Origin of the sequence: Terrabacter aeriphilus (assembly GCF_039542985.1) — a bacterium.
Classification (GTDB): Bacteria; Actinomycetota; Actinomycetes; order Actinomycetales; family Dermatophilaceae; genus Terrabacter; species Terrabacter aeriphilus.
This window is the reverse complement of sequence record NZ_BAABIW010000011.1, coordinates 214,336-237,430: the sequence shown is the minus strand read 5'-3', so window position 1 is coordinate 237,430 and position 23,095 is coordinate 214,336. Positions and strand designations below refer to the sequence as shown.

General features: G+C 71.3%; 23 protein-coding genes. 5 read left to right on the top strand and 18 right to left on the bottom strand.

All coding sequences use genetic code 11. From position 1 onward, the window contains the following. Window positions 1-213: 213 nt before the first annotated feature. On the bottom strand, window positions 214-636 hold the full coding sequence (locus tag ABD979_RS09010) for a hypothetical protein (protein ID WP_345507128.1): 423 nt from the start codon (window positions 634-636) through the stop codon (window positions 214-216). A gap of 159 nt (window positions 637-795) precedes the next feature. Between ABD979_RS09010 and ABD979_RS09005 the strand changes: the two genes are divergently transcribed. Next, entirely contained in the window at window positions 796-1,596 is an 801-nt protein-coding gene (locus ABD979_RS09005; protein ID WP_345507127.1) for a methyltransferase domain-containing protein, read from the top strand. Window positions 1,597-1,673: 77 nt separating this feature from the next. Here the strand turns inward: ABD979_RS09005 and ABD979_RS09000 are convergent, their stop codons facing one another. From ABD979_RS09000 to ABD979_RS08920, 17 genes are all read right to left on the bottom strand, one after another. Beyond that, entirely contained in the window at window positions 1,674-2,543 is an 870-nt protein-coding gene (locus tag ABD979_RS09000; protein WP_345507126.1) for a DUF4184 family protein, read from the bottom strand. 483 nt (window positions 2,544-3,026) lie between these two features. Further along, window positions 3,027-3,437, bottom strand: a complete 411-nt coding sequence (locus tag ABD979_RS08995) for a DoxX family protein (RefSeq protein ID WP_345507125.1) — start codon at window positions 3,435-3,437, stop codon at window positions 3,027-3,029. Between the two features lie 28 nt (window positions 3,438-3,465). Beyond that, window positions 3,466-4,311: a GNAT family N-acetyltransferase gene (locus ABD979_RS08990; RefSeq protein WP_345507124.1), complete on the bottom strand. Its 846-nt coding sequence runs from the start codon at window positions 4,309-4,311 to the stop codon at window positions 3,466-3,468. Window positions 4,312-4,367: 56 nt separating this feature from the next. Continuing rightward, window positions 4,368-5,159 (bottom strand): nucleoside/nucleotide kinase family protein, encoded by a 792-nt coding sequence (locus ABD979_RS08985; RefSeq protein ID WP_345507123.1) that lies wholly within the window; start codon window positions 5,157-5,159, stop codon window positions 4,368-4,370. Window positions 5,160-5,172: 13 nt separating this feature from the next. Continuing rightward, a complete protein-coding gene (gene ispG / locus ABD979_RS08980; protein WP_345507122.1) occupies window positions 5,173-6,333 on the bottom strand; it encodes a flavodoxin-dependent (E)-4-hydroxy-3-methylbut-2-enyl-diphosphate synthase in 1,161 nt (386 codons plus the stop codon). A 57-nt stretch (window positions 6,334-6,390) separates the two neighbouring features. Next, complete coding sequence (locus ABD979_RS08975; RefSeq protein WP_345507121.1) at window positions 6,391-7,737, bottom strand: M50 family metallopeptidase; 1,347 nt, start codon at window positions 7,735-7,737, stop codon at window positions 6,391-6,393. Between the two features lie 151 nt (window positions 7,738-7,888). Continuing rightward, window positions 7,889-9,094, bottom strand: coding sequence for a 1-deoxy-D-xylulose-5-phosphate reductoisomerase (gene dxr / locus ABD979_RS08970; protein ID WP_345507120.1), 1,206 nt, complete (start codon window positions 9,092-9,094; stop codon window positions 7,889-7,891). A gap of 34 nt (window positions 9,095-9,128) precedes the next feature. Beyond that, window positions 9,129-9,650: a pyridoxamine 5'-phosphate oxidase family protein gene (locus ABD979_RS08965; RefSeq protein WP_345507119.1), complete on the bottom strand. Its 522-nt coding sequence runs from the start codon at window positions 9,648-9,650 to the stop codon at window positions 9,129-9,131. An 82-nt stretch (window positions 9,651-9,732) separates the two neighbouring features. After that, complete coding sequence (locus ABD979_RS08960) at window positions 9,733-11,202, bottom strand: NAD-dependent succinate-semialdehyde dehydrogenase (protein WP_345507118.1); 1,470 nt, start codon at window positions 11,200-11,202, stop codon at window positions 9,733-9,735. 84 nt (window positions 11,203-11,286) lie between these two features. Continuing rightward, on the bottom strand, window positions 11,287-11,487 hold the full coding sequence (locus ABD979_RS08955) for a hypothetical protein (protein ID WP_345507117.1): 201 nt from the start codon (window positions 11,485-11,487) through the stop codon (window positions 11,287-11,289). After that, on the bottom strand, window positions 11,484-12,305 hold the full coding sequence (locus tag ABD979_RS08950; RefSeq protein WP_345507116.1) for a hypothetical protein: 822 nt from the start codon (window positions 12,303-12,305) through the stop codon (window positions 11,484-11,486). Before ABD979_RS08950 ends, ABD979_RS08955 begins: the two co-directional genes overlap by 4 nt. A gap of 40 nt (window positions 12,306-12,345) precedes the next feature. Then, window positions 12,346-13,632 carry a saccharopine dehydrogenase family protein gene (locus ABD979_RS08945; RefSeq protein ID WP_345507115.1) on the bottom strand — a complete coding sequence of 429 codons (1,287 nt, stop codon included), beginning with the start codon at window positions 13,630-13,632 and terminating at the stop codon, window positions 12,346-12,348. Continuing rightward, entirely contained in the window at window positions 13,629-14,402 is a 774-nt protein-coding gene (locus ABD979_RS08940; RefSeq protein WP_345507144.1) for an ABC transporter permease, read from the bottom strand. Before ABD979_RS08940 ends, ABD979_RS08945 begins: the two co-directional genes overlap by 4 nt. A 35-nt stretch (window positions 14,403-14,437) precedes the next feature. Next, a complete protein-coding gene (locus tag ABD979_RS08935) occupies window positions 14,438-15,361 on the bottom strand; it encodes an ABC transporter permease (RefSeq protein WP_345507114.1) in 924 nt (307 codons plus the stop codon). Further along, window positions 15,358-16,575 carry an ABC transporter ATP-binding protein gene (locus ABD979_RS08930; protein WP_345507113.1) on the bottom strand — a complete coding sequence of 406 codons (1,218 nt, stop codon included), beginning with the start codon at window positions 16,573-16,575 and terminating at the stop codon, window positions 15,358-15,360. The genes ABD979_RS08935 and ABD979_RS08930 overlap by 4 nt, the downstream gene beginning before the upstream one ends. Next, window positions 16,575-17,759: an ABC transporter substrate-binding protein gene (locus ABD979_RS08925; RefSeq protein ID WP_345507112.1), complete on the bottom strand. Its 1,185-nt coding sequence runs from the start codon at window positions 17,757-17,759 to the stop codon at window positions 16,575-16,577. Before ABD979_RS08925 ends, ABD979_RS08930 begins: the two co-directional genes overlap by 1 nt. 230 nt (window positions 17,760-17,989) lie before the next feature. Further along, the gene (locus ABD979_RS08920; protein WP_345507111.1) at window positions 17,990-19,438 is read right to left on the bottom strand and encodes a gamma-aminobutyraldehyde dehydrogenase; all 1,449 of its coding nucleotides are present in this window, start codon (window positions 19,436-19,438) and stop codon (window positions 17,990-17,992) included. A gap of 113 nt (window positions 19,439-19,551) precedes the next feature. Here ABD979_RS08920 and ABD979_RS08915 point away from each other — a divergent pair, with 113 nt between their 5' ends. The 4 genes from ABD979_RS08915 to ABD979_RS08900 all read left to right on the top strand — a co-directional run bounded on the left by ABD979_RS08915 (window position 19,552) and on the right by ABD979_RS08900 (window position 23,023). Further along, the gene (locus tag ABD979_RS08915; protein WP_345507110.1) at window positions 19,552-20,055 is read left to right on the top strand and encodes an Lrp/AsnC family transcriptional regulator; all 504 of its coding nucleotides are present in this window, start codon (window positions 19,552-19,554) and stop codon (window positions 20,053-20,055) included. Beyond that, window positions 20,052-21,491 (top strand): aspartate aminotransferase family protein, encoded by a 1,440-nt coding sequence (locus ABD979_RS08910; protein WP_345507109.1) that lies wholly within the window; start codon window positions 20,052-20,054, stop codon window positions 21,489-21,491. Before ABD979_RS08915 ends, ABD979_RS08910 begins: the two co-directional genes overlap by 4 nt. Window positions 21,492-21,711: 220 nt before the next feature. Further along, window positions 21,712-22,461 carry a hypothetical protein gene (locus tag ABD979_RS08905; RefSeq protein ID WP_345507108.1) on the top strand — a complete coding sequence of 250 codons (750 nt, stop codon included), beginning with the start codon at window positions 21,712-21,714 and terminating at the stop codon, window positions 22,459-22,461. A 190-nt stretch (window positions 22,462-22,651) separates the two neighbouring features. Continuing rightward, window positions 22,652-23,023, top strand: a complete 372-nt coding sequence (locus ABD979_RS08900; protein WP_345507107.1) for a VOC family protein — start codon at window positions 22,652-22,654, stop codon at window positions 23,021-23,023. Window positions 23,024-23,095 lie beyond the last annotated feature (72 nt).

Below are 23,095 nucleotides of genomic sequence, written 5' to 3'. Positions count from 1 at the left end.
CGCGGGGGTGCGGAACCCCGGCAGGATATCTGCCGCGTGGCGGTCCTCGTCGACCCGCACGGTCCGCGGGCCTCCCGTCGTCGGACCCGGGACGTGGCGCTGCCGTCCTCAGGCGAGTGATGAGACGTCACGTGCGCACATGCACCACGTCCAAGGCTGCGGGCGAGTGACGACGTCCTTCTCGTCACGCGCCCGCGGCACCGCTGTTGGTCGTCAGGCCTTGCAGGCCGATGCGAAGCCATAGCCGGCGACGGCGGCGTCGATGACCACCAGGGTCGACAGGCCATCGGTGCCGATGATGAGAGACCCGGCGCCGACGAGCGCGACGAAACAGCCGAAGCTGATGGTCACATTCTTCGCGGGCGTTCCATACCCCGTCAGACGCATGGTCTTGACCAGGTTGCCGTTGATGTACTTCTTCAAGTACGAACCCTTGCAACTGCTCAGCAAGGCGCCCTTCTGCAGGAAGTAGCTCGACCCGTTGACGCCGATGCACTCGTAGTAGTACTGCCCCGCCGGCTCCGCCTGCGCTGCCGGCGATGCGGCGACCGCGGCACCTCCGAGGGCCATGGTGGTCGCCAACGTCGCTGCGGCGAGGGCGCGACGGCCGCGCGAGGCCGTGGAATTGCGGTTCATGTGTTCCCCTGTCTTCTTCGGTTGTCTTGAGAGCGATTCCAGTCAAACCATCCTCAAACGGGGGCGTCAATACTCAAACCACTTGTCCGAGCCGGTACCGACCGACCGACACGGCCTCCGACCGGTCGCAGGATCGCTCCCATGACGTAGCGTCCCGGCATGACGGACGTCTATCTGCACGGGCACCACGCGAGCGTCCTGGCCGCGCACGGCACGCGCACGGCGGCCGACTCGGCCGCCTACCTGCTCCCGCACCTGCGCGAGGGCCTGACGGTGCTCGACGTCGGGTGCGGGCCGGGCACCGTCACGCTCGACCTCGCCGAGGCCGTCGGGTCGACAGGCCGGGTCGTGGGCGTCGAGAACGTCGATCCTCCCCTCCTGCAGGCGCGGCGGCACGCGCAGGAGCGAGGCGACACCCGCACCCGCTTCGCGCTCGCCGACGTCATGGCGCTCCCGTATGCCGCGTCCTTCGACGTCGTGCACGCCCACCAGGTGCTCCAGCACCTCCCCGACCCGGTCGGCGCGCTGCGTCAGATGGCCCTCGCGACGCGCCCGGGCGGCCTCGTGGCGGTGCGTGACGTCGACTACGCCTCGATGGTGTGGCACCCGGCGTCCGACGGCATGACCCGGTGGCTCGAGGTCTACCGGCGGCTCGCAAGGCTCAACCACGCGGAGCCGGATGCCGGGCGCCACCTGCTCGCCTGGGCGCACGCGGCCGGCCTCGCCGCCCTGGCTCCGTCGGCGTCCGTCTGGACGTATGCGACCGCGCAGCACTGCGCGTGGTGGGGCGACACCTGGGCGAGGCGCACCCTGGAGTCGACCTTCGCCACCCAGGCGGTCGAGCACGGCCTCCTCACGGCGGCGGAGCTCGTCGAGATCAGCGCGGCCTGGCGACGCTGGTCGACGCACCCCGACGCCTGGTTCGCGATGACGCACGCCGAGCTGCTGGCCCGCGTCTGATCCGACCACCTTCCTGTCGAGCCCTCCTGTCGAGGTGTGCCGTCGCGCTGGGTCGCGACGGATCACCTCGACCGCGCTCAGCCGTCGGCCTCGGCCGCCGGGACGGCCCGACGTCGGGGCGGACCGACCGCGACGTGCCAGACACCCGCGAGGGCGAGCAGCCCGACCGCGACGCCGAGGCCACCGACGACCACCGCTCGCACGAGCAGCCGCTCCGGTGCGACCTGGACGAGGGCGGCTCGGTCCGGCCCGGTGGTGAGGACGCCGAGCAGCAGCCCGCAGAGGCCACCGGCGACCGGGAGCGCCCGCAGCGCGGTCCGCAACCACCGCGCGCCCGTCGTCCGAGCACTCTCGGGAACAGCCGCTGTCGTCCCGGGACGGCCGGCCAGCGAGGGCCGGTACGTGACGCGGTCGGCGGCCCCTGCCGGCTCGAGGCGCCGCCGGCGCTGCACCGCCCACCACCACGCGAGGATGCCGACGAGGCCGCCGATGCCGGAGAGGTACTGCAGCCACCGGGTGAGCGGCCACGGCCCCACGGGCGTGGTGAGCCACGGCAGCAGCTCGGAGCCCCACCGACCGGCGTGCGTGAAGGCGTCCCACACGACGTGCGTGACGGAGCCGACGACGACACCGGCCACGACCGACGCCCACCACCGCGGGCTGCGCCATCCGGGCACGTCCAGCCGCAGGTTCCGGCGCACCGCGTCGGGCAGGACGTCGATGACCGGTGCGCGCAGGACGGCCCACCACGTCGTGACCACGACGACGCCGAGGGCGAGGTCGGTCGTGGCCACCCCGGTCACCGAGTGCGTGTGTCGGTAGGCGAAGAGCCCCGGCAGGAACATCGCGACGTCGGGCGCCATGGCCCCGACGGCCGCGGCCGCGAGCGGCAGCCCCAGACGGCGCAGCGGGATGGCGACGACGGCGTGGCTCGGGGTGAAGGGCACCGCCCGATCGTGGCACCGAACCTGCCGCGATCGGGCTCGACACGTGGCGCCCGGACGCGACCTTCACGCGTCACCCGCAACCTGCTCACGCCCGCGCCGACGCGGACCCCGTGCACGAGGGTGGGCGTACGCCGCCCGCGCCCTGCACGTTCACACGGTCGTCATCGACGCCGAGCAGGCCCTGCGGCTCGTGGGACCGCTCGTCATCTCCCACCCGGACGCGCTCAGCGTCCTCGCGAGCGTCACGCGCTCGCTCGTCGTCGACGCGGGTCGCTACCGCCACCCGCGTCGGTGGGTCGGGTCCGACCTGGGCGGGCAGGTCGTCGCGGCGGCGATGCGCACACCCCGCACCACGGGCACCCCGTTCTCGCCACCCCGGCCCAGGCGCGCACCCTGGCAGCGGGCCTCGCAGGCCGCGTGTGCAGACCGAGCAGACCGAGCAGACCGAGCCGTGGCACCGGGAGGACGCCACCCCGGGACCGGTCAGCGCAGGACGCCGCCGGCCCGGAGAGCCGTGCGGATCATCGGCCACTGGAGCGGCAGGCGCGCCACCGTCGCGGCGAAGTAGCCCTTCCGCTTCGCGTCGTCCGGCTTGCGGTCGAGCCGACGCTTGGCCGCCGTGGTCATCACGACGTTGGCCGGGAAGACGCCGACGAGCAGGGCGGCCGACGCGAGGCCGGCGACCTTGCGCGTGCGCGGCACGAACAGGCCGACTGCACAGGCGATCTCGAGCGCGCCGGACGCGTACACGAGCCCGCGGCGCGCCGGGAGCTGCCGCGGCACCATGGACTCGAACGGCTCGGGCCTGACGAAGTGCATCGTGCCGGACGTGAGGAAGAGGCCGGCGAGGGCGATGGCGTCCTTGCCCAGCGGTGCGTTCGTCGTGGTCTTCATGAGCCCACCCTAGGCGTCGCCCCGGCGGCTACAGCAGGACGGTGGTGAAGGCCCCCACGTCGTGGAAGCCGCAGTGCTCGTAGGCGGCGCGGGCGGCCACGTTGAAGTCGTTGACGTAGAGCGAGACCTCGTCGGCCATCCCGCCGAGCACCTGCTCGACGACGCTGGCCATGGCGGGCACCGACAGGCCACGGCCCCGCAGGCGCGGGTGCAGCCAGACGCCCTGCACCTGAGCGCAGCCGAGGGCCAGGGAGCCGACGTCCGCCTTGAAGACGACCTCGCCGTCCTCGACCTTGACGAAGGTGTGCCCGGCGCGGACGAGCGAGGCGATGCTCGCGCGGTAGCCGCGGTCCGAGCCGAAGTAAGGCGGGTAGCCGATCTCCTCGGTGAACATGTGGGCCGCAGCGGGCAGCACGAGGTCGACCTCGTCGAGGCGTGCGGGTCGCACGTCCGGGTCGATCGGGACGCCGAGCGCGGAGGGCAGCCGCCGGGTCGCGAGCAGCGGCTGGTGGGCGCGGATCGCGCGCACCGGTCGCCACGTCGGGCTGAGCCGGTCCCACAGGCCCACGACCTGACCGCTCGGCCCGAAGAGCGACGCGCACTGGCGGCGCATCCGCACGATGCGGGCCGCCACGGCCGCGATGCCCTCGTCGTCGAGCTCGACGGGCACGACGTTGGCGCTCACCCACGCCAGCCCCCGCAGCTCGCCGTCGGTCCAGTGGCCGAGCAGCGAGCCCGGCGCGGCGCGGAGCGAGCCCTCGACGATGCGGGCCGCGACGAAGACGTTGGCCACCCGGTCACGCGCGCACACCTCGAGGGCGGCGTCGTGGTCGGCAGCCGAGAGCGGCCGCACGGGGAGGCGTTGGCGGAGCACCTCCCCACTGTGCCCGTCCGCGGCCCGGGTGTCACCCCGGCGCGCCCTCTCGCCCGTCAGCGGTGCTCCCGCAGCACCGGCCGGTCGAGGTCGGTGTTCTCGAGCACCCACGTCGCGTGCGCGCGCGGGTCGGCGTCCGCGAGGTAGAGCCGCTGCCCGCCGACGTAGCGCCGGTTCGACTCGGCCTCGGGGTCGGGGTCGTGGGACTGAGCGGCCGGCTGGTCGCCGGGCTGGTCGCCGGGCTGGTCGGCGGGCTGGTCGGCGGCCGCCGCGAAACGCGCGTTGCCCCGGGGCACCGAGACGGCGAAGGGCACCTCGACCCAGACGGTCGCGTCCCAGACGTCGGCGAGCCCAGGACGCTGGAGGAAGATCCCGTCGACGAGCAGCACGGTGTCGGCCCCCACCGGGACGGGGTCGGGGTGCACGGGGCGGTCGGCCTCGACGTCGTTGACCGCCGGCGTCACCGGCTCGCCGCGCCGGAACGGCTCGACGACGACGCTGCGGAACGCCGCGTAGTCGTAGGAGTCCTCGTAGAACGTCTCCGGCCCGCGGCCCCGCGCGACCCGCTGCGCCCGCGGCCGGTGGAAGCCGTCGATCCCCACCCGGAGCACGTCGCGCGGGCCGGTGCCCGGTCCACCGAGGGCGCCGATGACCTCGGCGAGCTGGTCGGCGAGCACCGTCTTGCCGGCACCGTCGAACCCGTCGACCGCGACGGCCACCCGCTCCCCCGGCCGCAGCGCGACGATGCGTTCCGCGAGGTCGCACAGGACGGCATACCGAAGTGAGGTGCTCGGCCTCCGCGAGCCCGGGCGCGGCTCGTCCCCGGCTCCACCCACCGTCGCGGTCACGGGTGGGCGCACCTCAGCTGACGGTGACGCTCGGCGCCCCGGAGGACTCCTCGTCGACCGGCTCGCCCATCTCCTCGGCGAGGCGCATGGCCTCCTCGATGAGCGTCTCGACGATCTGCGCCTCCGGCACGGTCTTGATGACCTCGCCCTTGACGAAGATCTGGCCCTTGCCGTTGCCCGACGCGACGCCGAGGTCGGCCTCGCGGGCCTCCCCCGGTCCGTTGACGACGCAGCCCATGACGGCGACGCGCAGCGGCACCGTCATGCCCTCGAGGCCGGCGGTCACCTGGTCGGCGAGGGTGTAGACGTCGACCTGCGCGCGGCCGCACGACGGGCACGAGACGATCTCGAGCTTGCGGGGTCGCAGGTTGAGGCTCTGCAGGATCTGGATGCCGACCTTGACCTCCTCGACGGGAGGAGCCGACAGCGAGACGCGGATCGTGTCGCCGATGCCGCGCGAGAGCAGCGCCCCGAACGCCGTCGCCGACTTGATGGTGCCCTGGAAGGCCGGGCCCGCCTCGGTGACCCCGAGGTGGAGCGGCCAGTCGCCGCGCTCGGCGAGCAGCTCGTAGGCGCGCACCATGACGACGGGGTCGTTGTGCTTGACCGAGATCTTGAAGTCGTGGAAGTCGTGCTCCTCGAAGAGGCTCGCCTCCCAGACGGCGGACTCGACGAGCGCCTCGGGCGTCGCCTTGCCGTACTTCTCCATGATCCGCTTGTCGAGGCTGCCGGCGTTGACACCGATGCGGATCGAGACGCCGGCGTCCTTGGCCTCGCGCGCGATCTGCTTGACCTGGTCGTCGAACTGGCGGATGTTGCCGGGGTTCACACGCACCGCCGCACAGCCGGCCTCGATGGCGGCATACACGTACTTCGGCTGGAAGTGGATGTCGGCGATGACCGGGATCTGGCTCTTGCGCGCGATGGCGGGCAGCGCCTCGGCGTCGTCCTGGCTCGGGCACGCCACGCGCACGATGTCGCAGCCGGATGCCGTCAGCTCGGCGATCTGCTGCAGCGTCGCGTTGATGTCGGTCGTCGGGGTCGTCGTCATCGACTGCACCGAGACGGGGAAGTCGCTGCCGACGCCGACCTTGCCGACCTGGATCTGACGGGTCTGCCGCCGCGGGGCGAGGACCGGCGGGGGCAGCGGCGGCATGCCGAGGGAGACGCTCATGGGCTCATTCTCCACCCTGCCCCGGCCCGGGCCCGAAGGGACCCGCCGTCCGGCTCGTCAGCCGAAGATGTTGATCGGCTTGACGATGTCGGCGTAGATGAGCAGCACCGACATCGTGATGAGCACGAGGCTCATGGCGTAGGCGATCGGCAGGCCCTTGGCGACGTCGACGAAGCCGGGGTCGGGGCGGTTGCGCAGGCGCGCCCAGCCCTTCTTGACCGCCTCCCAGGCCGCTCCGGCGACGTGACCCCCGTCGAGCGGGAGCAGCGGCACGAGGTTGAAGACGAAGAGCGCGAGGTTGAGGGAGGCGATGAGCAGCACGAGCTGCTCGAGCTTGAGCCAGTTGCCGCCCTCGTCCGCGGGGATGTCCAGGGCGGCCACCTCGCCGCCGATGCGCCCGACGCCGACGACCGAGATGGGTCCGTTGGGGTCCCGCTCCCCGGAGCCGAACGCCGCTTGGACGACGCCGGCCATCTTCTGCGGGATCTTGACGATGATGGATGCCGTGTCGACCGTGCGGTCCCACACGAACTTCGGTGCCTGCGCGAGCGGCGTCGTGACGAGCTCCTGCCGCGGCGTGATGCCGGCGAACCCCATCGGGCTGAGCACCGGCTTGCCGTCCTCGGCGACCGGGTTGCCCTGGTCGTCGAAGGTGGCCCGCTCGATGACGGCCGGCGTGATGGTGATCGGCACCTGCCGGTCGCCGCGCTCCACCACCCACGACATGTCCCGGCCCTTGCTGTCACGGATGGCCGCGGTCACCTGGTCCCACGAGCTGACGGCGCGACCGTCGATCGAGACGATGAGGTCCTTCTCCTGCAGCCCGGCCGCCTTGGCCGGCGCGACGGGGTCGCCGGGCTTGCAGTCGGGCTGCGGGGCGGCGAGCGTCGGCGTCGTGGTCGGCACGCACGCGGAGAGGAGACCGACCCGGGGCACCACCTGCGGCAGGCCGAAGATCGTGATGGCGCCCGTGATGAGCACGGTGGCGATGACGAGGTTCATGATCGGGCCGCCGAGCATGATGACGATCTTCTTGCCGGGGCTCAGCTTGTAGAAGACGCGATCCTCGTCGCCCGGGTGGATCTCCTCCATGGAGTCGGCGCGGGCCTGGTCGACCATCTGGCTGAAGCGTCCGGTCGAGAGCGTGCGCAGCTCGCCGGGCTCGTCGCCGGGCCGGGGCGGCAGCATGCCGACCATCCGGACGTAGCCGCCGAGCGGGATCGCCTTGATGCCGTACTCGGTCTCGCCGCGCCGACGCGACCAGATCGTGGGGCCGAAGCCGACCATGTACTGCGTCACCTTGACGCCGAACTTCTTGGCCGGCACGAGGTGGCCGATCTCGTGCAGCGCGATGCTGAGCGCGACACCGACGACGACGACGAGGACCCCGAGGAAGAACAGCACGCCCCATTGTCACACCGCCGACCGGAAATTCCTGCGCGGTCGACGCGTGCGTCGAGGACTGACCCTCCCTCCGACCCTCCCCGGTTCGATGTGTTCCGCGGTCACGACTGACCGTGGAATACATCGAACCGAGGGCGCGAGGGAGGGCGGGTCAGGGACTCTCGACGACCTCTGCGGCGGTCTCGCGGGCCCAGGCGTCGGCGGCGAGGACGTCGTCGAGCGTCAGGTCGCCGACCTGCGAGAGGGCGCTGCCGGCATACGCGTCGACGACCTGCGCCACGGTGTCGACGATGCCGACGAAGCCCAGCCGGCCCTCGTGGAAGGCGTCGACGGCCACCTCGTTGGCGGCGTTGTAGACCGCCGGCCACGTGCCGCCGGCCTCGCCGACCCTCCGCGCGAGCGCGACGGCCGGGAACGCCTCGTCGTCGAGCGGCTCGAACTCCCACGACTGCGCGCGCGTCCAGTCGACCGGCACGTCGGCGTCGGCGATGCGCTCGGGCCAGCTCATGCCGAGCGCGATCGGCACGAGCATGCGCGGCGGGCCGGCCTGGGCGACCGTCGAGCCGTCGACGAACTCGACCATCGAGTGGATCATCTGCTGGGGGTGCACGACGACCTCGATGCGGTCGAACGGCACGTCGAAGAGCAGGTGCGCCTCGATGACCTCGAGGCCCTTGTTGACGAGCGTCGCGGAGTTCGTCGTGATGACGCGGCCCATCGCGAAGTTCGGGTGCGCGAGCGCCTGCTCGGGCGTGACGTCGGCCAGCTCGGCGCGTGACCGCCCGCGGAACGGTCCCCCGCTCGCCGTCACGACGAGCCGGCGCACCTCGTCGGCGCGGCCACCGCGGAGGCACTGCGCGATCGCGCTGTGCTCCGAGTCGACGGGCACGATCTGGCCGGGCGCCGCGAGCGCCTTGACGAGCGGGCCGCCGATGATGAGCGACTCCTTGTTCGCGAGCGCGAGCGTCGTGCCGGCCCGCAGGGCGGCGAGCGTCGGCTCGAGCCCGATGGCGCCGGTGATGCCGTTGACGACGACGTCGGCCTCGCGGGCGGCGAGCTCGGTGCTCGCGTCTGTGCCCACGAGCAGCTCGGGGTCGTATGCCGTCACGCCCGCTGCGTCGGCCGCGCGCGCGACCGCTCGCGCCAGGTCCTCGGGCGTGCCGTCGGCGACCGCCACGACGGGCACCCGCAGCGCGACGGCCTGCTCGGCGACGAGGTCGAGGTTGCGACCCGCGGAGAGACCGACGACCTCGAACCGCCGGGGGTTGCGGCGCACGAGGTCGATGGCCTGCGTGCCGATCGAGCCGGTGGAGCCGAGCAGGACGATGCGACGGGGACGTGCGGGGGTGTCGGTCACCCCGGCATTCTCGCGCAGCCTGCGACCCGGCGGGTCAGGCGGTCCCTCCCCTCTCCCGGAGCAGCTCGTCGCGGTGAGCGGCGTAGGCGACGGCCCAGGTCATCCGGAGGCGGTACATCCGGATGTCGTCGCCCCACGACCACGGGCTGCTGCCGTAGTGCGCGCTCCAGTGCGCCTCGATCTCGTCACGATCGGCCCCGGGCTCGACCAGCTCGGCACGCCCGTGGCTGAAGAGCGCGAGCTCCTCGCCGTCGACGTGCGCGACGCTGACCGCAGGCCTCTTCTCGAGGTGCGCCGCCTTGGCCGAGGTGCCCGAAGTGCTGAACGTCCACGTGCCGTGCAGGAAGTGCCCGTCGAGGGCGCTGATGCGCGGCTCGCCCCGCGCCGTGACGGTGGCGACCGAGAGCACCTTCATGCCCGTCAGCAGCGCGACCAGCTGCCGGGCGGTGAGGGTGCGGTCGTCGTCGATGATGCTCCGCAGGTGCCCCGTCGCCCGGTCGTGCGAGACGTCGAGCAGCGACTGCAGTGCGGCGGTCTCCTCCGGTGTCTCCAGCATCCCTCGACGCTAGCGCCGGGCACCGACGACGGGCTTGATCGTCCTTGCGGTCCCGACCCAGCCCGTCGTCGTCCCGTCGTCCTCAGAGCGCGAGACCGACGTACTTCGTCTCGAGGTACTCGTCGATGCCCTCGAAGCCGCCCTCGCGCCCGACGCCGGAGGCCTTGACGCCGCCGAAGGGGGCGGCCGGGTTGCTGACGATGCCCTGGTTGACGCCGACCATGCCGTACTCCAGCGCCTCGCTCACCGTGATCGCCCGCGAGAGGTCCTTCGTGAACAGGTAGGCGACGAGGCCGTACTCGGTGTCGTTGGCGAGCCGGATCGCCTCGGCGTCGGTGCGGAACGTCGTGACGGGCGCGACCGGGCCGAAGATCTCCTCACGGGCCATGTCGGCGTCCGTCGGCACGTCGACGAGCACGGTCGGCTGGTAGAACCAGCCGGCGCCCTCGGGTGCCGAGCCGCCGACGAGCACCTGCGCGCCCTTCGCGACGGCGTCGTCGACGAGGGCGGCGACCTTGTCGCGGGCCTTCTCGTCAACGAGGGGGCCGACGTCGACGCCCTCCTCCGTGCCCTGGCCGAGGGTGAGCGCACCCATCCGGCGGGCGAGGGCGGCGCTGAACTCGTCGGCGAGCGACTCGTGGACGTAGAAGCGGTTGGCGGCCGTGCACGCCTCGCCCATGTTGCGCATCTTGGCGAGCATCGCGCCCTCGACGGCCTTGTCGACGTCGGCGTCCTCGAAGACGAGGAAGGGTGCGTTGCCGCCCAGCTCCATCGAGACGCGCAGGATGCCCTGCGAGGCCTGCTCCATGAGCGAGCGGCCCACCGGGGTCGAGCCGGTGAAGGTGAGCTTGCGCAGGCGCGGGTCGCGGATGAGCGGCTCCATGACCTCGCCGGTGCTGCCGTGGCCGGCCATGACGACGTTGAGCACGCCGTCGGGCAGGCCGCACTCGCGCAGCAGCTCGGCGAGCGCGAGCATCGTCAGCGGCGTCTGGCTCGCCGGCTTGATGACCATGGTGCAGCCGGCGGCGATGGCCGGGCCGATCTTGCGGGTGCCCATCGCGAGCGGGAAGTTCCACGGCGTGATCATGAGCGTCGGACCGACCGGCTGCTTCATCGTCATGAGGCGGGTCGCGCCGTTGGGGGCGGTCGACCAGCGACCCGAGATGCGCACGGCCTCCTCGGAGAACCAGCGGAAGAACTCGGAGCCGTAGGCGACCTCGCCGCGGCTCTCGGCGAGCGTCTTGCCCATCTCGAGCGTCATGAGCATCGCGAACTCCTCGGCGCGCTCCGTGATCTTCTCGTATGCCGCCCGCAGCAGCTCCGCGCGGTCGCGCGGCGCCGTGCGTGCCCAGTCCGCCTGCGCGGCGACGGCGGCGTCGAGCGCCGCCCGCCCGTCCGCGACGGTGGCGGCGGCCACGTGGGTCAGCACCTCTCCGGTCGAGGGGTCCTCGACCGCGATGGTCTCCCCGTCGCTGCCGTCCCGCCACTGCCCACCGATGAGCAGGCCCTTCGGGACCGATTCGATCACTGACTCGCGCGTCACAGCTGCCATGGCTGAACCCTATTCCTGTTCCTGTCGTGGACGTTCGCCGGTCGTCCCCGCCAGACGCACGGACGACGTCGGGCGGGCACCGACTCACGTGAGCAGGTGCGCGAGCACCGACATCCCCCAGCCGATCATGATGACGAGGAAGAGGCCGACGGCGACCTTGAGGAGCAGCCGCTCGGCCACGTTGGGCTGCGGCCCGTCGAGACCGTCGTCGCCCGCCTCGTCCTGCTCGGGCTCGTCCCACGCGTCCGGGTCGTCGCGAGGCGGGACGCCGATCGGTGCGCTCACCGGCTCGGGCACGTCACGGCGTGGCCGTACGTGGTGAAGACAGCACGGACGGTCGAGACGTACGGGCGCACCCGACCCGACGGGTAGGCGGTCGGGACGTCGATCGCCGCGCCACCGAAGTCGACCTGCGCGCGTCCGCCGCCGCCGAGGACGCTCGTCACGGACGCCGTCACGATGGTGTCGACCTGGAGTCGGAGCTTGCGCCCCAGGGGAAGCGGACCGGCCACGTTGGCACTCGCCGAGGAGCTGTAGGTGTAGTCGCGGTCCACCGCATCGGTCGCCGAGTGGCTGCTGCTCACGGCGTTCACGGACGTAATGGTGCGCAGCAGGGTCGCGTCGTACACGTAGCCGCGGACGACCACGCTTCCGCTGGCCGTCGACGTGCTGCCGAGCGGCGCACCGGACGAGTCCAGGTGCATCTTCCCGGCGTAGGTCGGGGCGAAGTACATGCGTACGGAGTCGGCCGAGCTCCAGCTCGCCGGGATCGACATGTCGCGCCAGGCTCGCGCGACCGCGGTGTTCGTCGTGGTGCCCGACGAGAGGCCGGTGCGGTAGGCGGCGGCGATGGCGTACTCCCCGTCGGTCACCTTCGTCGCCGGCACGAGAACGCGGGCGACCTTGAAGTTGTTGGGGTTCGTGACCGGAGGAGGGTTGGTGACGGACGTGCTCGTCAGTCGGAAGTAGCAGGTCGTGGTCGTCGCTGCGACCGCAGCCCCGGCGGGTGCCGGCGACGACAGCACGAGTGCCGGGGTGAGGGCGATGCCCAGCCCCACGGCGCAGGAGACCAGCTTCGGATTGCGTGCCCTGTGACGTCTCATGGCGGATGCTACTGCGGGCTCGGGGTCCCCGTCAGCGACTTCACTCGGACGACCGGCTCACGCCCTCGGGCGGGACCGGCGTCCGCTCGTCGATCCCCCAGGGCGAGCCGTAGCCCTCGGGCTTCGGCGCCGCGAGCAGGTCGAGGAACGGCACGGCGTCGAAGGCCTCGGGGCCGCGCACACCCGCCCCCTCCCAGGAGCCGTTCGCGAGCAGCTCGAGCGCGACGACCGGGTTGACGGCCGTCTGCCACACGACGCACTGCGTGCCGTAGGCGGCCATCGTCTCGGCGTTGTCGACGACGTGGTGCAGGTAGGTCGCCCGGGGTCTGCCGTCCGTGCCGGTGCCGGTGACGAAGAGGCCGGCGCACGTCTTGCCAGTCATCCGGGGACCGATGGTCGCCGGGTCGGGCAGGACCGCGGCCACCACGTCGCGCGGCGAGACCTGCACGCCCTTGACGGTCACCGGCTCGGTGCGGTCGAGGCCGAGCGTGTGGAGCACCTTGAGGATGCCGATGAACTCGTCGCCGAGGCCGTACTTGAAGGTGACCCGCTTCGCGTCGACCCAGCGCGGCATGAGGAGCACCTCCTCGTGCTCGACGTTGACGCACTCCACGGGACCGATGCCCGCCGGGAACTCGAAGACCTCCGGCTCGCTGAAGGGGGGCGTCGTGAACCAGCCGCGGTCCTTCTCCCACACGACGGGCGGGTTGAGGCACTCCTCGATCGTCGTCCACATCGAGAAGCTCGGGGCGAAGACCTCGTTGCCGTCCTCGTCGTGGACGACGAGGTTGGCGCCGTCACGCGTCCCGAGCTCGTCGATCTCGGAGAACAGGTGATCTGCGGCGTACCGGGCGAAGACGTCCGACAGGCCCGGCTCGACGCCGATGCCGACGAGCGCGAGCCGACCGTCGGCCTCCCACGCGTCGGCGACCGCGAACTGCTCGTCGCCGAGCTTGACGCCCGTGACGGCATACGGCTGCTCGGGGTGCGGGCGCGACAGGCTCATGGCCATGTCGAGGTAGTCGGCGCCGGCAGCCTTGGCGCCGTTGAAGATCGACATCGTGAACTTCGGGTCGACGGCGTTGAAGACGTGCGTGACGCCGTGCTGACGGGCGAGCGCCGTGACGGCGTCCGCCGACGACGCGTCGACCTGGGCGGCCACGAAGCGGGACTCGCCCGGGTGGCGCTCGACGACGGCGGCGACGGTGCGCTCGGCGCGCGCCGCGTCGTAGTCGGCGACCACCCAGGCGTCGAAGAAGCCGCGCTCGGCGGCGATCCGGGCGGCGGCGTCACCGACGCCGCCCGACCCGACCATGAGGACCCTCATCCCTTGTTCGCCCTCCTGGCGTTGCCGATGACCTGACCGGCGATGACGAGCAGCACCGCGATGGCGAACATCGAGAAGCCGATGACGTTGGCCTGGGCGGGGATGCCGCGCAGGTAGGAGGTGTAGACGAACTTCGGGAAGGTCGTCTCGTCGCCCGACACGAAGTTCGTGATGATGAAGTCGTCGAAGCTGAGCGAGAACGAGAGCAGCGCCGCGGATACGATGCCCGGGAGCACGAGCGGGAAGGTGACGCGCCAGAAGGTGCCGCCGGGGCCGGCGTAGAGGTCCTGCGCCGCCTCCTCGAGGCGTGGGTCGAGGCTCTGCAGGCGCGCCTTGACCGTGACGACGACGAAGCTGATGCAGAACATGATGTGGGCGATGACGATCGTCCAGAAGCCGAGGCGGAGCCCGATGTTCGAGAAGCCCTGGACGAAGATCGTCAGCAGGCTCGCGCCGAGCACGATCTCCGGGGTCGCCATGGGGATGAAGACGATGAGGTTGCTCGTCGTGCGCCCCCGGAAGCGGTGCCGCACGAGGGCGAAGGCGATCATCGTGCCGAGGATCGTCGCGAGCACGGTGGCGATGGCGCCCACCTGGAGCGAGACCACCAGCGACTCGCACGCCCCCTGTGCGCCACAGGGATTCGCCCAGTGCTTCGTGGTGAACCCGACCCACGTGATGTTCGACTTGCGGTAGTCGTTGAACGAGAAGGCGAAGGTGTAGGCGACGGGGACGAAGAGGTAGACGAGCACGAAGAGCGCGACGATCATCGCGAAGTGGTCGGCGACCCAGCGCCGGGCAGCGGTCACAGCAGCTCCTCCGTCCCGAAGCGCCGGATGTAGAGGAACACCAGCGCGAGGATCATGGCCATCAGGGTGAACGAGAGCGCGGCCGCCGTCGGGTAGCCGCCGGGAACCCGGAAGAACTGGCTCTCGATGACGTTGCCGACCATCTTCGTGCTGCGGTCGGAGCCGAGCAGCTCGGCGTTGACGTAGTCACCGGCCGCGGGGATGAAGGTCAGCAGGGTGCCGGCGATGACACCCGGCATGCTCATCGGCAGCGTGACGGTGCGGAACGTCGTGAGGCCGTTGGCGTAGAGGTCACCGCCCGCCTCGATGACCTTCGGGTCTGCGCGCTCGAGGGAGGCGTAGATCGGCAGCACCATGAAGGGCAGGAAGTTGTACGTCAGACCCGCGACGACGGCCACCCAGGTCTCGGTGATGTGCCCGCCGGGCAGCAGGTGCAGCGCGTTGAGCGTCGAGGCCACCGGGCCCTCGTCGGCGAGGATCTGGCGCCAGGCGATGGTGCGCAGGATGAACGAGGTGAAGAACGGCGCGATGACGCAGATCATCATGACGTTGCGCCAGCGGCCCGCCTTGAACGCCATGGCGTAGGCGAGCGGGTAGGCCAGCAGGAAGGCGAAGAGCGTCGCGAGGCCGGCGAAGAGCAGCGACCGGCCGAAGTGGCCGGCGAACTCGGTGATCGCGGCCGCGTAGTTGCCGACGTTGACGTCGCGGTAGTAGTAGCCGGGGTAGCCCGGGAACTGCGACTGCAGCGACACCGCCGCGAGCTGCACGAGCGGCCAGACGAAGAAGACCCCGAGCCACACCATGCCGGGTACCAGGAGCAGGTAGGGCACCCAGCGCCGACCCCGGTGCGTGGCGGCCGGGTCGACGTCCGGGGCGCCGGCCGGGCCCGGAGGGGCCGCGAGGCCGTGCGCGACGCTCACGAGGGCACCACCTCGGGCGCGTCCGTGCTGCCGACTCCCCCGTCCCGCCCGGAGGTGCCGGCAGACCCGTTCGCGGGCTGCGGGTCGGGCTGTGGGTCGGCCGGGGTGTCGCCCCGGGAGACGGCGAACGCGTGCCCGGTCTCCCAGCCGAGCCACACCTCGTCGCCCGCGCGCACCGTGTTGGGCTCGACGTCGAGGTTCTGCTCGTAGACCACCCATGTGGCGCCGCTCGGCACGGTGACGAGGTACTGCGTGGCGACGCCCGTGAAGCTGACGTCGGTGACCGTGCCGCGGACGTCGTTGCCGGCCCCCTCGGGGCGGCTCTCGTGCAGGCGCACCTTCTCGGGGCGCACGCCGAAGGTGATCTCGTCGCCCTGGGCCGAGGAGCGCTTGGTGGGGACCCGGACGCGCGTGCCGGCCACCTCGGCGACGAGGTGGTCGCCGTCGCGGTCGACGATGCGGCCGTGGCCGAGGTTCGACTGGCCGAGGAAGTTCGCGACGAACGCCGTGCGTGGCAGGTCGTAGAGCGCCTCCGGGGCGCCCATCTGCTCGATCCGACCGGCGTTCATGACGGCCACGGTGTCGGCCATCGTCATGGCCTCCTCCTGGTCGTGCGTCACGTGGATGAAGGTGAGGCCCACCTCGGTCTGGATGCGCTTCAGCTCGACCTGCATCTCGCGGCGCAGCTTGAGGTCGAGCGCACCGAGCGGTTCGTCGAGCAGCAGAACCTCGGGCCGGTTGACGAGCGCCCGGGCGAGCGCCACGCGCTGCTGCTGGCCGCCCGAGAGCTGCGCCGGCTTGCGTCCGGCGAGGTGGGTCATCTGCACGAGCTCGAGGGCCTCCGCGGCCTTGCCCGCGGCGTCTGGCTCACCGCGACGCTTCGGGCCGAAGGCGACGTTGTCGCCGATGCTGAGGTGCGGGAAGAGCGCGTAGCTCTGGAAGACGGTGTTGACGGGCCGCTCGTAGGGACGCGAGCCGGTGAGGTCGGTGTCACCGATGAGCACGCGGCCGCTCGTCGGCTGCTCGAGCCCGGCGACCATCCGCAGGGTCGTCGTCTTGCCGCAGCCCGAGGGGCCGAGCAGGGCGAAGAACGAGCCACGTGGCACGTCGAGGACGAGGTCGTCGACTGCGGTGAACGCGGCGAACTCCTTGGTGACGTGGTCGATCCGGAGGTCTCCGGACGCCTGGCGGAAGCCGCTCGACTTGCGGGCCATCAGTTCCCCACCACCTTCGCCCAGAGGGCGCTGTAGTCCGCGTCCTCCTGCGCCGACAGCGCACGGAAGCTCTGGACGTTGTTCTTCTCGATGTAGTCCTCGGACGGGAAGATGAACGGGCTCGCGGCCAGCTCCGGGTCGATCTTCTCCATCTCGTCCTTGGCGCCCTGGACCGGGCAGACGTAGTTGACGTAGGCAGCGACCTGCGCGGCGACCGCGGGCTCGTAGTAGTAGTCCATGAGCGCCATCGCGTTGCGCCGGTGGGTCGAGGTGATGGGGATCATCATGTTGTCCGACCACAGCGTGCCGCCGGACTCCGGGATGACGAACTGCCAGTTGTCGTTGCCCGTCTCGGCGCGGAGGACGAAGAGGTCGCCGCTCCAGACGATACCGGCGACGGCGTTGCCGCTCTTCAGGTCCTCGAGGTAGCTGTTTCCCTTGATCCTGCGGATGAACCCGTCGGAGACGCGCTTGTCGACCTCGGCGAAGGCCTTCTCGATCGCGGCCTTGTCGAAGTTGCTCGTCAGGTCGACGCCCTGCTGCTGCATGATCAGGCCCGCGGTGTCGCGGAACTCGCTCAGCACGACGACGCGACCCTTGAGGTCGTCGGCCCAGAGGTCGTCGAGGGACTTGAGCTCGCGACCCACCTTCTCGCGGTTGTAGCCGATGCCGGCGAAGCCCGACTGCCACGTCAGGGAGTACTGCCGTCCGGGGTCGAAGGAGACGTCCTTGAGCGACTCGAGCAGGTTCGGCGCGTGCGGCATCCGGATGAGGTCGAGCGGCTGCACGAGCTCGTCCGGGATGATGCGGTTCGCCATCCAGTCGGTGAAGACGAAGACGTCGCGGTCGATGTCTTGCTTGGCCCTCAGCTGGGGCGCGATCTTGTTGAAGTACGAGTCGTTGTCCTCGATGTCGACGTAGTAGCTCGCCTTGATGCCGGTGCGCTTGGTGAACGCCTCGAGCGTCGGGTACTTCGTCGCATTCTCGTCCTGGTCGAGGTAGGCGGTCCAGTTGGCCCACCGGACGACCTTCTCGGTGTCGCTGACGTCGGTGGGCAGCTTGACCGCGGACTTGCCCGCGGCGGGCGGCAGCGGCGGTGCGCACCCCGACAGGCCGAGGGCGGCGAGGCCGGCGGCCCCGCCGCCGAGCAGCGCCCGACGGGAGAAGCCTGACGATGCGGCCATGGAGGCCAGCGCTCGGACGCCGGGGTCCGATGGGGGGCGACGCTTTCTCACGCCTTCTCCTTCACGTGCGGGTGGACGCCCCCGGTCCGGGTGGACCGGGAGTCCGGACGACGGTGTCCGTCAAGACTTCCCCTGGTGCTTCGGTGGCGCCCGAGGCGCGGGTTCCGTTCTGCTGGTGTGGTGGTCGAACAGGATCGGGTCAGGAGTGGGTCAGCTGTGGGTCAGCTGGGTCACGACTCGATGTTGGCCATGACGTGCTTGACGCGCGTGTAGTCCTCGAGGCCGTACATCGAGAGGTCCTTGCCGTAGCCGCTGTGCTTGAAGCCGCCGTGCGGCATCTCGGCGACGACCGGGATGTGGGTGTTGATCCAGACGCAGCCGAAGTCGAGCTTCTTGCTCATCCGCATCGCCTTGCCGAAGTCGCGGGTCCACACGCTGGAGGCGAGGCCGTACTGCACGCCGTTCGCCCACGCGAGCGCCTCGCCCTCGTCGCCGAACTGCTGCACGGTGATGACCGGTCCGAAGATCTCGTTCTGGATCTGCTCGTCGTCCTGGCGCAGGCCGGCGAGCACCGTCGGCTCGAAGAAGTAGCCGTCGCCCAGGCCCTCGGCGCGGCGACCACCGGCGGCGATCCGCGCGTGGTCGGGCAGCCGGTCGATCATGCCGCCGACGTGGGCCACCTGGTTGGGGTTGTTGACCGGGCCGAAGAGGGCGTCCTCGTCGTCCGGGCGACCGACCTTGGCCGAGCTCTTCGCGTACTCGGCGAGGGCGGCGACGAAGTCGTCGTGGATGCGCGGCCCGGCCAGCACGCGGGTGGCCGCGGTGCAGTCCTGGCCGGCGTTGAAGTAGCCGCCGATGGCGATCCCCTCGACGGCCGCCTCGATGTCGGCGTCGTCGAAGACGATGACCGGCGCCTTGCCACCGAGCTCGAGGTGCACGCGCTTGAGGTCGCGCGAGGCGCTCTCCGCGACCTGCATGCCGGCGCGCACCGAGCCGGTGATGGCCACGAGGGCGGGCGTGCGGTGCTCGACGACCATCCGGCCGGTCTCGCGGTCACCGGTGATGACGTTGAAGGTGCCCTCGGGCAGGAACTCCGACGCGAGCTCGGCGAGCAGGAGGGTCGTCTCGGGCGTGGTGTCGGACGGCTTGAGCACGACGGTGTTGCCCGCGGCGAGCGCCGGGGCGATCTTCCACATCGCCATCATCATCGGGTAGTTCCACGGCGTGACCTGGCCGACGACGCCGATCGGCTCACGCCGCACGAACGAGGTGTGGCCCTTCATGTACTCGCCCGCCGACTTGCCCTCGAGCACCCGGGCCGCGCCGGCGAAGAAGCGCAGCTGGTCGAGCATCGGAGGGACCTCCTCGCTGCGCGTCAGGGCGTGCGGCTTGCCGGTGTTCTCGGCCTCGAGGCGGACGAAGTCCTCGGCCCGTGCCTCGATGGCGTCGGCGAACTTCAGCAGGGCGGCCTGCCGCTCCCCGGGCGTCGTGTCGCCCCACGTCTCGAACGCCGTCGCGGCCGCGGCATACGCCCGGTCGACGTCGGCCTGCGTGCTGACCGGGGCCTGCGCGACGACGCCGGCCGTGGACGGGTCGACGATGTCGGTCGTGCTGTCGCCGTCGTGGTCGACGTACTGGCCACCGATGAAGTTGCGGAGCTGGCGGGGCTGGGAACTCATGCGGGAATGCTAGACGCTGGCCTTCGCAATCAGGAAGACTTGGCGAGAAAAAACTTCGGAATCAGTCGCGCGGACACTTGCCAACCGCGCGTTCCACAGGACAGTATCGGCGCATGACGACGATCCGAGGTGTGGCCGCATCTGGAGGCAACCACCCCCGGAAGCCTGCCGTCAACCTCGACGCGGTGAGCAAGACGATCATCGAGCTGCTCCAGCACGACGGACGCAAGTCCTACGCGTCGATCGCGCAACAGGTCGGGCTGTCCGAGGCGGCGGTGCGCCAGCGCGTGCAACGCCTCCTCGACGCCGACGTCATGCAGATCGTCGCCGTGACGGACCCGCTCCAGGTCGGGTTCCAGCGCCAGGCGATGGTCGGGCTCCGTGTGTCCGGCGACATCACGCCGGTCACCGACGCCCTCTCGGCCATCGACGAGGTCGGCTACGTCGTCACGACGGCGGGCAGCTTCGACGTGCTCGCCGAGGTCGTCTGCGAGGACGACAACCACCTCCTCGAGCTGCTCACGACCCGCATCCGGGCGCTGCCCGGGGTCACGGCGACCGAGACGTTCGTCTACCTGAAACTCAACAAACAGCTCTACAACTGGGGTACACGATGAGCATCAACCCGAACGAGGTCTGGGAACCCACCTCGGACCACCGCACGCCCGCCGGCACGCTCCACTCGGAGGCCGCCCGCGACCACCTCTGGATGCACTTCACCCGGCACTCGGTGTTCGAGGACCGCAGCGAGGGCGGCCTCGGCCACACGGTCCCCATCATCACCAAGGGCCAGGGCTGGAAGATCTGGGACGACCGCGGCAACGAGTACATCGACGGCCTCGCCGGTCTCTTCGTCGTCCAGGCCGGACACGGCCGTGAGGAGCTCGCCGAGGCGGCCGCCAAGCAGGCCAAGGAGCTCGCCTTCTTCCCGCTGTGGAGCTACGCGCACCCCAAGGCCATCGAGCTCGCCGAGCGCCTCGCGAGCCACGCCCCGGGCGACCTCAACCGCGTCTTCTTCACGACCGGCGGCGGCGAGGCCGTCGAGACCGCGTGGAAGCTCGCCAAGCAGTACTTCAAGCTGACCGGCAAGCCGACGAAGCACAAGGTCATCTCCCGCGCCGTCGCCTACCACGGCACGCCGCAGGGCGCCCTGTCGATCACCGGCATCCCGGCGGCCAAGGAGATGTTCGAGCCGCTCGTGCCGGGCGCGCACAAGGTGCCCAACACCAACATGTACCGCGCCCCCGAGCACCTGCGCGACGACGAGAAGGCCTTCGGCCGCTGGGCCGCCGACCGCATCGCCGAGGCGATCGAGTTCGAGGGCCCGGACACCGTGGCCGCCGTCTTCCTCGAGCCCGTGCAGAACTCCGGTGGCTGCTTCCCGCCGCCCGCCGGCTACTTCGAGCGGGTCCGCGAGATCTGCGACGAGTACGACGTGCTCCTCGTCTCCGACGAGGTCATCTGCTCCTTCGGCCGCATCGGCTCGATGTTCGCCTGCGACGACTTCGGCTACGTGCCCGACATCATCACGTGCGCCAAGGGCATGACGAGCGGCTACTCCCCCATCGGCGCGATGATCGCGAGCGACCGCCTCTTCGAGCCGTTCAAGAACGGCACGACGTACTTCCCGCACGGCTACACCTTCGGTGGACACCCGGTCTCGGCCGCCGTCGCCATGGCCAACCTCGACATCTTCGAGCGCGAGGGCCTCAACGACCGCGTCAAGCAGAACGCCCCGGTCTTCAAGGCGACCCTCGAGAAGCTGCTCGACCTGCCGCTCGTCGGTGACGTCCGCGGCGCCGGCTACTTCTACGGCATCGAGCTCGTCAAGGACAAGGCCACCCGCGAGACGTTCAACGACGCCGAGTCCGAGCGCCTGCTGCGTGGCTTCCTCTCCAAGGCGCTCTTCGACGCCGGCCTCTACTGCCGCGCCGACGACCGCGGCGACCCCGTCATCCAGCTCGCACCGCCGCTCATCATGGGCCCGGAGCAGTTCGACGACATCGAGTCGCGCCTGCGCTCCGTCCTGACGGAGGCCGAGAACCACCTCTGAGCCGTGCCGACACGGGCCGGCGCGCTGGCCCCCGCGGCCGTATGCCGGCCGGCACGACCGCACGAAGCCACCCGTTCGCGGGTGGCTTCGTGCGTTCCGGGTGGCCTCGTGCGTTCCAGCTCGGCGTCCCCTCCGCACCGGAACGCTGGGGCGCGTCGTTCGTTGGGGTAGGTATCGGGCGAGTGCGACGCCGACGCACCGCCGACGCATAGGAGAAGACATGGGATTCCTCGACAAGCTCCTCGGCCGCGAGCCGCTCCAGCAGCAGGCCCAGCAGCAGGCCCAGCGCCCGCCGCAGGCACCGGCACCGGCCGGTGCGCCGTACGCCGTGCCCGCGCCCCGGGGCGGCGCCTCGAGCGACGACGAGCGGGCCATCGCCCGGTACAGGTACCTGCTGCGCACGGCGCCGCCGGAGGACATCGAGCGCGTGCACACCGAGGCCTTCGCGAAGCTGTCGCCCGAGCAGCGCCAGATGGTGCTGCAGCGCCTCAACGAGGACCTGCCCGAGGCCGAGCGGCCGGTCAGCGACCAGCCCGCCGACCTCGCCCGCAGCGCGACCCGCGCCGAGATGGGCCGACCCGGATACCTGCAGGGTGCCTTCGGTGGCGGACGCGGCGGCATGGGGGGCATGGGTGGCCGGGGCGGCATGGGCATGGGCGGCCTGATCGGGGGCTCGATGCTCGGCACCATCGCCGGTGTCGTCGTCGGCTCCGCCCTGGCCGACATGATGCTCGGCGGCTACGACTCCTCCCCCGAGGCGCAGGAGGCCGGGGACGCGGGCGCTGACTCGGGTGACTCGGGTGATGCCGGTGGTGACGCCGGCGGCGATGCAGGTGGCGACGCCGGGGGCAGCGACCTGGCCGGGGGCGATCTCGGCAGCGACTTCGGTGGCGGCTTCGGTGGCGACTTCGGTGGCGGCGACTTCGGTGGTGGCGACTTCGGCGGCGGGGACTTCGGCGGCGGCTTCTGACGGAACCCGCGGTCGCATCTCGGCAGCCGGGTCCGGATCCCGTCGTCGCGGCACCCCGCCCCACGACGGGATCCGGACTTGCCGGGCCGGCCCGGATCGCCCGGGGGTCGTGTCGGTTTCGTCCAAGACACCGGGCGCGGCGACGCGGCACACTCGGAGGCAGCAACCGCCTCCGACGAAAGGCTCCGACATGGCCGTCGCCTCCCTCAGGATGATCACGCTCGACAGCTCGGACGCCCGCCGCGACGCCGCGTTCTGGTCGGCCGTGCTCGGCTGGGACGTCGCGCACGTGCAGGACGAGTACGCGATGCTGGCCGGACCCGGTGGGGTCGCCCTCGGGTTGGGGCTCGTCGAGGACCACGAGCCTCCGGGATGGCCGAACGCACACGGCAGCAAGCAGTTCCACTTCGACCTGGCCGTCGACGACCTCGACGCAGCGGCCGCGGAGTGCGTGTCCGCCGGGGCGACGCTGCCGGACGCGCAGCCGGGCGAGACGTGGCGGGTGCTGCTCGACCCGAGCGGCCACCCCTTCTGCCTGACCCAGGCGGCCAACTGGGGCTGAGCCGCACGCGACCGCGCGGCCCCGGCGGTCGCCGGCCGCCCTCGATCGCCGGCCCACCCTCGGCCGCCGGCC